The sequence below is a fragment of the Micromonospora endophytica genome (assembly GCF_003236305.1).
GTDB lineage: Bacteria > Actinomycetota > Actinomycetes > Mycobacteriales > Micromonosporaceae > Micromonospora > Micromonospora endophytica.
Window position 1 is genome coordinate 39,603 of sequence record NZ_POTX01000012.1, and the last position, 12,759, is coordinate 52,361.

Genomic DNA, 12,759 nt, shown 5'->3' on the forward strand with positions numbered 1-12,759 from the left:
CCCGCGACCCTACCCGGACGCGGACTTGGCGAGCACCGTACGCAGCCACGCCTCCGAGGTGTTGACATGGATCAACGCGCTGGCCTGGGCCAGCAGTTGGTCCCGCGAGCGCAGCGCCAGGTAGATCGCCTGGTGCTCGTCGATCGTCTTGTGCGCCGCGTTGCCCTCTATCAAGCCGCGCCACACCCGGGCCCGCAGCGTACGACCGGAGAGTCCGTCCAGCAGCGAGGTGAGGGTCTCGTTGCCGGTGGTGGCGACGACGGTGTGGTGGAAGGCCGTGTCGAACTGGATGAGCTTCTCGGCGTCGTCGGCCGCCGCCCGCATGTCCTCCAGGATCTGACCGATGTCGTCGAGGTCGGCGTCGGTCATCCGCAGTGCCGCCAGGCCGGTCGCCATCGGCTCCAGCAACCGGCGTACCTCCATGACCTCCAGCAGCGTGTCGTCGCGCAGCAGCTCCACCGCGACGCCGAGCCCCTCCAGCAGCAGGCGGGGGGCGAGACTGGTGACGTACGTGCCGTCACCGCGCCGCACGTCGAGCACCCGGGCCGATTCGAGCACCTTCACCGCTTCCCGGACCCCGCTGCGCGACAGCCCCATCTGCGCTGCCAGCTGCGGTTCCGGTGGCAGCCGTGTCCCCGGGGGCAGTTCACCGCTCTGGATCATGCTGCGGATCTTCGCGATCGCGTCATCGGTCAGTGCCATCCACGCCCCCTTCGGACCGGCCAGCCGCGCGCCGCCGTGGTGGACCGCCACCTGCGGCCGGGACCGGCGACCCTCACCACTATAGAGACGTCGGACGTTTGGCGGCGCCGAGGTTCAGCTACCGGACACCATCGGATCGGGAGGGCATGACGTGCGACGTTACGGCTGGGTGATCCGGCTGCGGCCGGAGCACCGGGAGACCTACCTGCGGCTGCACGCCGCGGTCTGGCCCGGCGTCGAGCAGACGCTGCGCCAGGCGAACATCCGCAACTACAGCATCTTCCTCCACGGTGACCTGCTCTTCGGCTACTACGAATATGTCGGCGACGACCACGAGGCCGACCAGCGCCGGATCGCCGCCGATCCGGAGACGCAGGCATGGTGGAAACTGACCGACCCGTGCCAGGAGTCGCTCGCCGATCCTGGATCAGGGCAATGGTGGGCGCCGATGCGCGAGATTTGGCACCTGAGTGAGGAGACGGCGTGAACCGCAGCGCGTTGTACGTCGGTGAGCAGACCTTCGTGGTGGAGGAGACCGCCTCGGCGCCACCCGGTCCGGGTGAGGTTCGCATCGACGTGGCGTACACCGGCATCTGCGGCACCGACCTGCACATCGCCCACGGTGCGATGGACCAGCGGGTCCACACACCGGCGGTGATCGGCCACGAGATGTCGGGCCGGATCGCCGAGGTCGGCGAGGGTGTCGAGGGTTATCAGGTGGGTGAGGCGGTGACCGTGATGCCGCTGGAATGGTGCGGCGAGTGTCCGGCCTGCCGGGCGGGGCACACCCACATCTGCCACCGGCTCACCTTCGTCGGCATCGACTCGCCGGGTTCGATGCAGCGCTCCTGGACGGTGCCGGCGCGGATTCTGGTGCCGCTGCCCGAGGAACTGCCGCTGGCGCACGCCGCGCTGGTCGAGCCGACCGCGGTGGCCGTGCACGACGTACGACGGTCCCGGCTGGTCGCCGGCGAGCACGCGGTGATCATCGGCGCCGGCCCGGTGGGTCTGCTCATCGGCACGGTCGCCCGCCAGACCGGTGCCACGGTCACCGTGCTCGAACTGGACCCGCACCGCCGGGCACTCGCCGCCGATCTCGGGCTCGCCACCGTGGACCCGTCGACTGTCGACGTGGCCGAGCACGTGCGCCAGGCCACCGGCGGCGCCGGCGCCGACGTGGTGTTCGAGGTCTCCGGCTCGGCCGCCGGCGTCCGCATCGCCACCGACCTGCTCGCCGTCCGTGGGCGCCTCGTCGTCGTGGCGATCCACCCCACCCCCCGCGAGGTGGACCTGCACCGGATCTTCTGGCGCGAACTCGAAGTGATCGGGGTACGGGTCTACCAGCGCGAGGACTACGTCGAGGCGGTTCGGCTGGTGCACGGTGGGCAGGTGCCCGCGCAGCGGCTGATCAGCCGGATCGTGCCGTTGGCGGAGGTGGCGCAGGCGTTCCAGGCACTTGCCGCCGGTGGTGACGTCAAGGTGCTCATCGACTGTGGAGGAGACGCGTGAACCCGTTCGACCTGACCGGCCGGTTGGCGGTGGTGACCGGGTGCCGGCGCGGCATCGGTCTGGCGATGGCGGAGGCGCTCGCCGCGGCCGGTGCCGACGTGATCGGCGTGAGCGCCGCGCTGGAGGCCACCGGGAGTGAGGTCGCCGAGCGGGTCGCGGCACACGGCCGCTCGTTCGTGCCGTACCGGGCGGACCTGTCCGACCGCGCCGCGGTCCGTGCGCTCGCCGAGTGGCTCGGCCAGCGGGATCAGCCGGTGGACATCCTGGTCAACAACGCCGGGACGATCCGCCGTGCCCCGGCCGCCGAGCACACCGACGCCGACTGGGACCACGTGCTGGAGGTCGACCTCTCCGCCCCGTTCGTGCTCGCCCGCGAGATCGGCCGCGACATGATCCGCCGCGGCAGTGGCAAGATCATCTTTACTGCGTCGATGTTGAGTTTTCAGGGGGGTGTCACAGTGCCCGGCTATGCCGCCGCCAAGTCGGGTATCGCCGGGCTGACCCGCGCGCTGGCCAACGAGTGGGCGGGGCACGGTGTCAACGTCAACGCGATCGCGCCCGGTTACATCGGTACGGACAACACTCAGGCGCTGCGGGAGCAGCCGGAGCGGAACCGGGCGATCCTGGAGCGGATCCCGGCCGGGCGTTGGGGTCGACCCGAGGATCTCGCCGGGATCACCGTGTTCCTCGCCTCCGACGCGGCCGCCTACGTGCACGGCGCGGTGATCCCGGTCGACGGTGGCTGGCTTGCCCGCTGACCCGGACCGAACTCCGCCGGATCCGGCTGTGCCGGATCCGGCCGGTCCGGAGCGGAACATGTCGGAACGGGCCACGCGCGCGGTGGCCGAGGCCTTCGAGGCGTCCTATCGCGCGCTGCCCGCCAGCAGGCAGCGACTGCTCCGTTGTCTCGGCCTGCATCCTGGCCCGGACTTCGACGTGGCCGCGGCCGCCGCCCTGGGTAACCTGACCCTCCTGCACGCCAGGCGAGCCCTGACGGATCTGTGCGAACGACACCTGCTGATCGAGAGCGACGGCCGCTACCGCTTCCCCGAGCTGGTCGTCGGCCACGTTCGCCGGCTCGCGGTCTCGGAACCCACAGTGGTCCGTGACGCCGCCCTCGAACGGCTCCGCGCCGCCGCCCGGCGTGCCGCCGCACGCGCTCGTCGCGCCCCGGCCGACGGCGAGACGATGAATCGATGGGGTCGGTGACCCTGTCGAGGCCCGAAAGCCGCGCACTCCAGGAATTCGCCAGTTCAGCGGAATGCTAAGCAAGGTCTGTCCCTTATTAATAGACCATTGCCTATGGCGTGATGCGACGGTAACGTTTGCGAAACACGTCATATGTCTGGCTGTTCTGAGCCTGCCGCCGATCAAGAGGGCTTCGGGTGGCCGGATCGGTCATCGGTGGGAGGATCGATGTCAGACCTGACCCGACGGCAGGCCCTCAAGATCAGCGCAGCGGGTGCGGGTGGCGCTCTGCTGCCGCTGCCCTGGACCGCCATGGCCCGCGCGGACTCGGTGGCACCGCCACAGGTGTTGGCCGCAGGCGACATGGCTCTCTGGTACGACCGCTCCGCCGGCACCGACTGGCTGCGTGCGCTACCGATCGGCAACGGCCGGCTCGGCGCGATGGTGTTCGGTAACGTCGACGCCGAACGACTCCAGCTCAACGAGGACACCGTCTGGGCGGGTGGACCGCACGACCCGAGCAACACCCGGGGTCTGGGCGCACTGGCGGAGATCCGGCGACTGGTCTTCGCCAACCAGTGGACCCAGGCCCAGAACCTGGTCAACCAGAACATGCTCGGCAACCCGGTCGGGCAACTGGCCTACCAGACCGTCGGCAACCTGCGGCTGACCTTCCCCTCGGGCAGCGCCTCCCAGTACCACCGGCAGCTGGACCTCACCACCGCCACCACCTCGGTGACGTACGTGCTGAACGGGGTGCGGTACGAGCGCGAGGTGTTCGCCAGCGCACCGGACCAGGTGATCGCGATGCGGTTGACCGCCGACCGGACCGGATCCATCAGCTTCACCGCCACCTTCGACAGCCCGCAACGGACCACCGTATCCAGCCCGGACGGCGCCACGATCGCCCTCGACGGCGTCTGCGGCAACCAGGAGGGCGTCAACGGCGCGGTCCGGTTCCTCGCCCTGGCCAACGCCACCGTCAGCGGCGGCACGGTGAGCAGCTCCGGTGGCACGCTGCGGGTCAGCAACGCCAACAGCGTGACCCTGCTGATCTCGATCGGCTCCAGCTACGTCAACTACCGCAACGTCGGCGGCGACTACCAGGGCATCGCCCGGCGACACCTCACCGCGGCCCGAGCCAGCAGCTACGACCAACTGCGCAGCCGGCACGTGGCCGACTACCAGGCGTTGTTCGGGCGGGTCAGCCTCGACCTGGGCCGCACCACCGCCGCCGACCAGCCGACCGACGTCCGGATCTCCCAGCACAACAACGTCAACGACCCGCAGTTCTCCGCGCTGCTGTTCCAGTTCGGCAGGTACCTGCTGATCTCGTCGTCGCGGCCCGGCACCCAGCCGGCCAACCTCCAGGGCATCTGGAACGACTCGCTGACCCCGGCCTGGGACTCGAAGTACACGATCAACGCCAACCTGCCGATGAACTACTGGCCGGCCAACACCACCAACCTGGCCGAGTGCCACGGGCCCGTGTTCGACATGGTCAGGGACCTCGCGGTCAGTGGGGCCCGGACCGCCCAGGTGCAGTACGGCGCCGGTGGCTGGGTCACCCACCACAACACCGACGCCTGGCGGGCCACGTCGGTGGTCGACGGCGCGTTCTGGGGCATGTGGCAGACCGGCGGCGCCTGGCTGGCCACGCTGATCTGGGACCACTACCTGTTCAACGGGGACATCGAGTTCCTGCGGGCGAACTACCCGGCGATGAAGGGCGCCGCGCAGTTCTTCCTGGACACCCTGGTGACCGAACCGGCGCTCGGATATCTGGTGACCAACCCGTCGAACTCACCGGAGATCGGTCACCACGCCGACGCCAGCATCTGCGCCGGGCCGACAATGGACAACCAGATCCTGCGCGACCTCTTCGACGGCTGCGCTCGGGCGAGCGAGATCCTCAACGTCGACGCCACCTTCCGGTCCCAGGTCCGGGCCACCCGGGATCGGCTCGCGCCGCACCGGATCGGTTCGCGCGGCAACATCATGGAATGGCTGTACGACTGGGTGGAGACCGAGCGGACCCACCGGCACATCTCCCACCTCTACGGCCTTGCCCCCAGCAACCAGATCACCAAGCGCGGCACCCCACAGCTGTTCGAGGCGGCCCGGCGCACCCTCGAACTGCGCGGCGACGACGGCACCGGCTGGTCGCTCGCCTGGAAAATCAACTTCTGGGCCCGGATGGAGGAGGGCAAGCGGGCCCACGACCTGATCCGCTTCCTGGCCACCCCGGCACGGCTCGCTCCCAACATGTTCGACCTGCACCCACCGTTCCAGATCGACGGCAACTTCGGCGCCACCGCCGGCATCGCGGAGATGCTGTTGCAGAGCCACGTCGGCGAACTGCACATCCTGCCCGCCCTGCCGCCGGCCTGGCCCACCGGGCGGGTCAGCGGGCTGCGGGGCCGGGGCGGGCACACCGTCGGCATCACCTGGAGCAACGGTCAGGCCACCGAGGTTCTCATCCGGCCGGACCGGGCCGGCACCGTACGGCTGCGGGGTCGGCTCTTCGCCGGCACCCACACCGTCGTCGACACCGCCGACGACACACCGGCCCGGACCACCCGGATCGAGAACGACCTCATCGAGGTCACCGTGGCGGCCGGCCGCACCTACCGGGCCACGGGGTCCGGCACCGACCCGGGCCCCACCGCGCCGCCGCTGGAGCAGAGCTTCACCAACGTCGGCACCAGCAACGACAACAACACCGGTGCCGGGAACCTCGACGGCTCCGGATACTCGTTCTCCGCGCAGGCACTCGCCCAGGCCGGTGTCACCCCGGGCAGCACGGTGAGCCGCAACGGGGTGAACTTCCGTTGGCCCAACGTGGCTCCCGGCGGTGCCGACAACGCCATCGCCTCGGGGCAGGCCATCGGCGTGACCGGCACCGGACGTACCCTCGGCTTCCTGTTGACCGGCACCTACGGTGCGGTGTCCGGCGCCGCGACGGTGGTCTACGCCGACGGCACCCGGCAGAGCTTCACGCTGAGCAGCCCGGACTGGTACGGCGGACCGCACGCCGGTGCCACCTCCGCCATCGTGATGGCGTATCGCAATCGGCCCGGCAACCAGCGGGAGAACGTCGCCGTCTGCGTCTACTACCTGGGCGTGGCGTTGCAGAACAAGCCGGTGGCCCGGGTCGAACTGCCCAACATCAGCGCCCGGCCGGCGGCCAACGTACCGACCATGCACATCTTCGCGATCGCCATCGGCGCCTGACGGCCCGGGGCGGGTAGCGCGGATCCGCGCTACCCGCCCCGGCGTGCCGAACTGTCAGCCCTTGCGCTGGGCCAACAGCCACTGCAGGATGCTGCGGTCCTCGTACGTCGGGCCGTAGGCCGCGTGGTAGTCCGGCAGCGAGAACGCCTCGTTGCCGTACTCGGTGTAGTGCAGCAGCTTGTCGATCTGCGCGGGCGTCTTGCCCTGCGCCTCGTACGCCGAGCGCAGCGCGCTGTTCGAGCCCCGGGCGAGCGAGATGTTGAGCAGGTGGTCGTTGACGCCGTGGGTGATCCAGAGCGGCACCTCGCCGGCGGCGATGGCCGTGGCCTGGTTGGCGCTGACCTGGAAACCACCTGTCACCAGGCCGGCGGTGAACAGGTCGGGCCGCTTGGCGAACGCCTCCCACAGCAAGCGCGAGCCGTACGAGACGGTGGTGGCGTACACCCGCTTGGTGTCCACCGCGTAGTCCTTGCTGAACTGCTCGACCAGCTTGATCAGCAGGTCGCCCTCGGCGGGCAGCCCGACGCGCTGGTTCTGCGGCGCCAGCACGATGACGTCCTCCTGGCTGCCGGTCCAGCTGGACTGCAACCAGGCGGTCGCCGGGATGTCGGCGGCGATCTGCACGCCCAGGTTGTCGCCGTCCCAGCCCATGCCGTGGCCGGGCAGCACCACCATCAGCGGGTACTTCTTACCCGGCTGGTAGTTCTTGGGCAGGTGGTAGTGGTACGGCAGCACCATGCCGGCGTTGAGGTACGAGCCGTACTCGAAGTCGTCGACGAGCAGGTTCACCGCCTTCTCGGTGACCGCGCGCGATACCTTCGGGGTCGCCTTGGCCAGCACCGCACCCTTGCCCTTGCCGTTGCCCGGCTGGGCGTGCACGTCCTTGCGCTGCACCAGCTTCGTCGGCAGGTCGGCGTTCACCTTGACGTGGCACAGGAAGGTGGGGCACTTGGACAGGATGACGGTCCAGCCGAGGTTCTCGTTCGGGTCCAGCTCGACGATGACGTAGCGGCCCGGCACCGAACGACGGTCGGCGCGCGAGGTGGGCGCGTCGTTGGTGTAGGTGTGGGTGACCTTCCGCTCGGCCAGCTTCGGCAGGTCCGTGATCGGGTTGAACCGGAAGTTGTAGGTGGTGTCGGAGACGGAGAAGGTCGAGTTGTCCAGGGTGCGGGGGTTGACCGTCCGGTCGTACTCGACGGCGACAGCGGAGACCTTCTGGCCGTAGGTGTAGACGGTGGTGATCGGGGTGATGCTCTTGATGCCGCCGGTGGCGCCGCCGTGGTCCTTCGACGCGGCGTAGGCCGTGCCGGACGAGGCGAGCGCCAGCACCGTGGCGAAGGCGATCACACTCCTTCGCAGTCTCATCGGTCCTCCTTGTCGACGCGCCCGTCTGACCGGACACCCCGCGGTCATCGCGCCCCGCAGCGGTGCGGAAGGTGTGGCGGAAACGGTCGCTAAACTGATTTAGCAGAGCATCGGCCTCGGCCGCGTTCCCTGTCAAGGGCGCTCCCGTAACGCACCCGAAATGCTGAGTTCACACACTGGGCATTTCATCGCCTTCCGGGCGCCCATTGCGGGCTGTGTTGACGGCATCGCGGAATGCCACCGACCGTCGCATGTGGTGTATCGTTTGGTCTCGATGGTCGGCCCCGATCCGGCGTGTCGCGGTCGCCGCCGTCGGTGCGTATTCAACGCTCTGACCTGCGGTGACCCGGCCGATCGGAGGAGTGTTTCGTTCGTTACGAGACCGTGACCGCTGGATTTCCGAACAGGTGTTGACCTGACCAATGTGAGCGCTAACACTTGGCCTCCAAGTGCGACCCGCGCAGCCGTAGGACCGCGCGAGTTCCAGATTGGGGAAGCCAGTGAGCAGAAAAGTCCTGGCCGCTCTCGGCGGCGCCGTACTGGCGCTCAGCATGGCGGCCTGCAGTGGCGAGGGCGCCGGCAGCGGTGGGAACGACAGTGACAAGCCCGCCGACCTGACCATCGGTGTCTCGATGCCGACCCAGACCTCCGAGCGGTGGATCGCCGACGGCAACTCGGTCAAGGAGAAGCTGACGGCCAAGGGCTACCAGGTCGACCTCCAGTACGCCGGTGACGACATTCCCACCCAGTCGCAGCAGATCGACCAGATGATCCTGCGGGGCGCCGACGTGCTGATCATCGCGGCGATCGACGGCACCGCGCTCAGCGGGCAGCTGCAGGCGGCGGCCGACGCGAAGATCCCGGTCATCGCCTACGACCGGCTGATCCGGGACAGCCCGAACGTCGACTTCTACGTCAGCTTCGACAACTACAAGGTCGGCGTCGCGCAGGCCACCGCGCTGCTGGTCGGCCTCGGTGTGCAGAACAAGGACGGCTCGAAGGGCGAGGCGAAGGGCCCGTTCAACATCGAGCTGTTCGCCGGCTCGCTCGACGACAACAACGCCCACTTCTTCTTCAAAGGCGCGATGGACACCCTCAAGCCGTTCATCGACGAGGGCACGCTGAAGGTCAAGTCGGGGCAGACCAAGATCGAGCAGGTGGCGACCCTGCGCTGGCAGCAGGAGACCGCGCAGACGCGGATGGAGGACCTGCTGACCTCCAGCTACAACGACAAGACCAAGGTCGACGGGGTCCTGTCGCCGTACGACGGCATCTCCCGCGGCATCATCACCGCGTTGCAGAACGCCGGCTACCGCGACGACATCCCGGTGGTGACCGGGCAGGACGCCGAGATCGCCTCGGTCAAGCTGATCAACGACGGGGTGCAGAACTCCACCATCTTCAAGGACACCCGTCTGCTGGCCGAGCAGGCAGTGGTCGCCGGTGAGGCGTTCCTCCAGGAGAAGACGCCGGAGGCCAACGACACCGAGACCTACGACAACGGCGTCAAGGTCGTCCCGTCGTACCTGCTGCCGGTCGAGACCGTCTACAAGGACGACATCCAGAAGATCCTGATCGACTCCGGTTACTACACCGCCGAGGAGGTCGCCGCCGGCCAGGCCAAGGGCTGACGGCACGAGCCGGGCTCGGCGGCGGTGCCCGCCGCCGAGCCCGGCTCCTTTCTCCGCACGACCACTCCGCCTCACACGACCAGACCAGCAGGACGGTGATCATGGGCGACAACATCCTCGAGATGCGTCGCATCACCAAGACCTTCCCGGGGGTGGCGGCGCTCCAGGACGTCTCGCTAGCCGTGGCGCATGGCGAGATCCACGCCATCTGCGGTGAGAACGGTGCCGGCAAATCCACCCTGATGAAAGTGCTTTCCGGCGTCTATCCGTCGGGCAGCTACGACGGCGAGATCCTTCTCGACGGCAAGCCGGTGAACTTCCGCGGCATCCGGGACAGCGAAGAACACGGCATCGTCATCATCCACCAGGAACTCGCCCTGGTGCCCTACCTGTCGATCGCCGAGAACATCTTCCTCGGCAACGAACGTCGCGGCCGCAGTGGCCTGATCGACTGGAACCGCACCAACGCCGACGCGGCCGAGCTGCTCGCCTCGGTCGGCCTGCGGGAGAACCCGGTGACGCCCGTCGTGCAGCTCGGCGTCGGCAAGCAGCAGCTCGTGGAGATCGCCAAGGCACTGTCCAAGAAGGTCAAACTGCTGATCCTGGACGAGCCGACCGCCGCGCTCAACGACGTCGACTCGGCGCACCTGCTGGACCTGATGCGCCGGCTGCGCGACCAGGGCATCACCTGCATCATGATCTCGCACAAACTCAACGAGATCACCTCGATCGCCGACTCGACAACCGTGCTGCGCGACGGCCAGACGGTGGAACGGCTCGAGATGGGCTCGGGCGAGGTGACCCAGGAACGGATCATCCGCGGCATGGTCGGCCGGGACCTGGACAGCTTCTATCCCGACCGGGTCTCCACGCCCGGCGAGGAGGTGCTGCGCATCGAGGACTGGACGGTGCGGCATCCCACCCAGGACCGGTTGGTCGTCGACGGCGCCAGTCTGAACGTACGGGCCGGTGAGGTGGTCGGCATCGCCGGACTGATGGGCGCCGGTCGCACCGAGCTGGCGATGAGCGTGTTCGGCCGCTCGTACGGCCGGGACATCACCGGCCGCCTGTTCATGCACGGCAAGGAGATCCGGGCACGCTCCGTCGCCGAGGCGATCAGCAACGGCATCGCGTACGCGACGGAGGACCGGAAGCGCTTCGGGCTGAACCTGATCGACGACATCCGGCGCAACATCTCCTCCGCCGGCCTGCGCAAGCTCTCCCGCCTCGGCTGGGTGCACGACAACGAGGAGACGAAGGTCGCCGAGACCAGCCGGCGTGACATGAACATCAAGGCGCCGAGCGTGCTGTCGGTGGTGGGCAAACTCTCCGGTGGCAACCAGCAGAAGGTCGTGCTCTCCAAGTGGCTGTTCACCGACCCGGACGTGCTGATCCTGGACGAGCCGACCCGGGGCATCGACGTCGGGGCGAAGTTCGAGATCTACACGATCGTCAACCGGTTGGTCGCCGACGGTAAGGCCGTCATCATCATCTCCTCCGAACTGCCCGAACTGCTGGGCATGTGCGACCGCATCTACACGCTGTCGGCGGGCCGCATCACCGGCGTGGTGCCGGTCGGTGAGGCGACCCAGGAGAAGCTCATGGAACTCATGGCGAAGGACAAGGAAACCGCCCGATGACCAGCACCAAGCCCTCCTCGGCGGCGGCGAAGAAGCCGGCCGAGGGTGCTCCCGCCGCCGCGCTGCACGTCGGCACCAGCGATCCCCGCACGCTCATCATGAACAATCTGCGGCAGAGCGGCATCTTCGTCGCCCTCGTCGTCATTGTCGCGCTGTTCGCGTTCCTCACCGACGGTCTCTCGCTGAGCCCGGGCAACATCACCAACATCGTCCTTCAGTACTCGTACATTCTCGTGCTCGCCATCGGCATGGTCATCGTGATCATCGGCGGGCACATCGACCTGTCGGTCGGTTCGGTGGTGGCACTCACCGGCGCGGTCTCCGCCGTCATCGTCATCAAACAGGGGCAACCCTGGTGGGTCGGCGTACTTGCCGCGCTGGCGGTCGGTCTCGCGGTCGGCGCGTGGCACGGCTTCTGGGTCGCGTACGTCGGCATCCCCGCGTTCATCGTCACCCTGGCGGGCATGCTGCTCTTCCGCGGCCTCACCCTGCGGGTGCTGGAGAACATCTCGCTCTCGCCGTTCCCGACCGAGTACAACCAGATCGCCGCAGGCTTCCTGAACGGACTGCTCGGCGGCAACGGCTACGACGCCTTCACCCTGCTCATCGGCGCTATCGGGGTGGCCGGCTACGTGGTGAGCTGCTTCCGCACCCGGGTGGCACGAATCCGCTACCAGCAGCCCGTGGAGTCGTTCGCGCTCTTCGTCGCCCGGATGGTGCTGGTCAGCGCGGTGGTCATGTGGTTCGCCTGGCAGCTCGCCCACGCCCGGGGTCTGCCGATCGTGCTGATCATTCTCGCCGCGCTGGTGCTGGTCTACGGCCTGCTCACCCGGCGTACCGTGTTCGGCCGGCAGGTCTACGCGATCGGTGGCAACCTCTCCGCGGCGATGCTGTCGGGAGTCAAGGTGAAGACCGTCAACTTCTGGATCTTCGTCAACATGGGCTTCCTCTCCGCCGTGGCGGGCATCATCTTCTCCTCCCGCTCCAACGGCGCGCAGCCCGCGGCCGGCAACATGTTCGAGCTGGACGCGATCGCCGCGGCCTTCATCGGCGGCGCGGCGGTTACCGGTGGCGTCGGCACGGTCGTCGGTGCCATGGCCGGCGGTCTGATCATGGCGGTGATGAGCAACGGCATGCAGCTCATGAGCGTGGACCAGTCGATGCAGTCGGTGGTGAAGGGCCTGGTGCTGCTCGTCGCCGTGGCCTTCGACGTCTACAACAAGCGCCGCGCCGGCTCGAGTCGGTGAGATCCGGCGCGGGCCGGCCGGTGCCGGGCCGGCCCGCGCCTCAGCCGTAAGGAGGGGCCCCCTCTTAACGCCTCGTGTAGAGGAGGGGTCCCCTCTTAACGCCTCGTGTAGAGGAGGGGTCCCCTCTTAACGCTCGCCAACACCGCGCCGCCGATCTTGCGCTGCCGGTCGCTGGCTCGCCGTGTTTCACGACTTCTGCCAGGACGGAAAGCGCAAGATCGGCGGCGGCTTCGGGGACGGGTG

At 68.5% G+C, this 12,759-nt stretch carries 10 protein-coding genes; 8 read left to right on the forward strand and 2 right to left on the reverse strand.

The features are described from left to right. Positions 1-9: 9 nt before the first annotated feature. Positions 10-702, reverse strand: a complete 693-nt coding sequence (locus C1I93_RS03395; RefSeq protein ID WP_111241739.1) for a FadR/GntR family transcriptional regulator — start codon at positions 700-702, stop codon at positions 10-12. Between the two features lie 151 nt (positions 703-853). On the opposite strand from C1I93_RS03395, the gene C1I93_RS03400 reads away from it, so the two are divergent. The 5 genes from C1I93_RS03400 to C1I93_RS03420 all read left to right on the forward strand — a co-directional run bounded on the left by C1I93_RS03400 (position 854) and on the right by C1I93_RS03420 (position 6,633). After that, entirely contained in the window at positions 854-1,189 is a 336-nt protein-coding gene (locus tag C1I93_RS03400) for an L-rhamnose mutarotase (protein WP_111241727.1), read from the forward strand. Beyond that, entirely contained in the window at positions 1,186-2,211 is a 1,026-nt protein-coding gene (locus tag C1I93_RS03405) for a zinc-dependent alcohol dehydrogenase (RefSeq protein WP_111241728.1), read from the forward strand. The genes C1I93_RS03400 and C1I93_RS03405 overlap by 4 nt, the downstream gene beginning before the upstream one ends. Beyond that, positions 2,208-2,969: an SDR family oxidoreductase gene (locus tag C1I93_RS03410; protein WP_111241729.1), complete on the forward strand. Its 762-nt coding sequence runs from the start codon at positions 2,208-2,210 to the stop codon at positions 2,967-2,969. Before C1I93_RS03405 ends, C1I93_RS03410 begins: the two co-directional genes overlap by 4 nt. Before the next feature lie 58 nt (positions 2,970-3,027). Beyond that, positions 3,028-3,420 carry a hypothetical protein gene (locus tag C1I93_RS03415; RefSeq protein WP_146603418.1) on the forward strand — a complete coding sequence of 131 codons (393 nt, stop codon included), beginning with the start codon at positions 3,028-3,030 and terminating at the stop codon, positions 3,418-3,420. Between the two features lie 207 nt (positions 3,421-3,627). Then, the gene (locus C1I93_RS03420) at positions 3,628-6,633 is read left to right on the forward strand and encodes a glycoside hydrolase family 95 protein (RefSeq protein WP_111241731.1); all 3,006 of its coding nucleotides are present in this window, start codon (positions 3,628-3,630) and stop codon (positions 6,631-6,633) included. A 54-nt stretch (positions 6,634-6,687) separates the two neighbouring features. Here the strand turns inward: C1I93_RS03420 and C1I93_RS03425 are convergent, their stop codons facing one another. Continuing rightward, positions 6,688-7,998, reverse strand: a complete 1,311-nt coding sequence (locus C1I93_RS03425; protein ID WP_146603419.1) for a hypothetical protein — start codon at positions 7,996-7,998, stop codon at positions 6,688-6,690. Positions 7,999-8,498: 500 nt separating this feature from the next. Between C1I93_RS03425 and chvE the strand changes: the two genes are divergently transcribed. The 3 genes from chvE to mmsB all read left to right on the forward strand — a co-directional run bounded on the left by chvE (position 8,499) and on the right by mmsB (position 12,516). Then, entirely contained in the window at positions 8,499-9,629 is a 1,131-nt protein-coding gene (gene chvE / locus C1I93_RS03430; protein ID WP_111241733.1) for a multiple monosaccharide ABC transporter substrate-binding protein, read from the forward strand. A 101-nt stretch (positions 9,630-9,730) separates the two neighbouring features. Next, positions 9,731-11,269: a multiple monosaccharide ABC transporter ATP-binding protein gene (gene mmsA / locus C1I93_RS03435; RefSeq protein ID WP_111241740.1), complete on the forward strand. Its 1,539-nt coding sequence runs from the start codon at positions 9,731-9,733 to the stop codon at positions 11,267-11,269. Then, positions 11,266-12,516, forward strand: a complete 1,251-nt coding sequence (mmsB, locus tag C1I93_RS03440) for a multiple monosaccharide ABC transporter permease (protein ID WP_111241734.1) — start codon at positions 11,266-11,268, stop codon at positions 12,514-12,516. The genes mmsA and mmsB overlap by 4 nt, the downstream gene beginning before the upstream one ends. Positions 12,517-12,759: the final 243 nt, after the last annotated feature.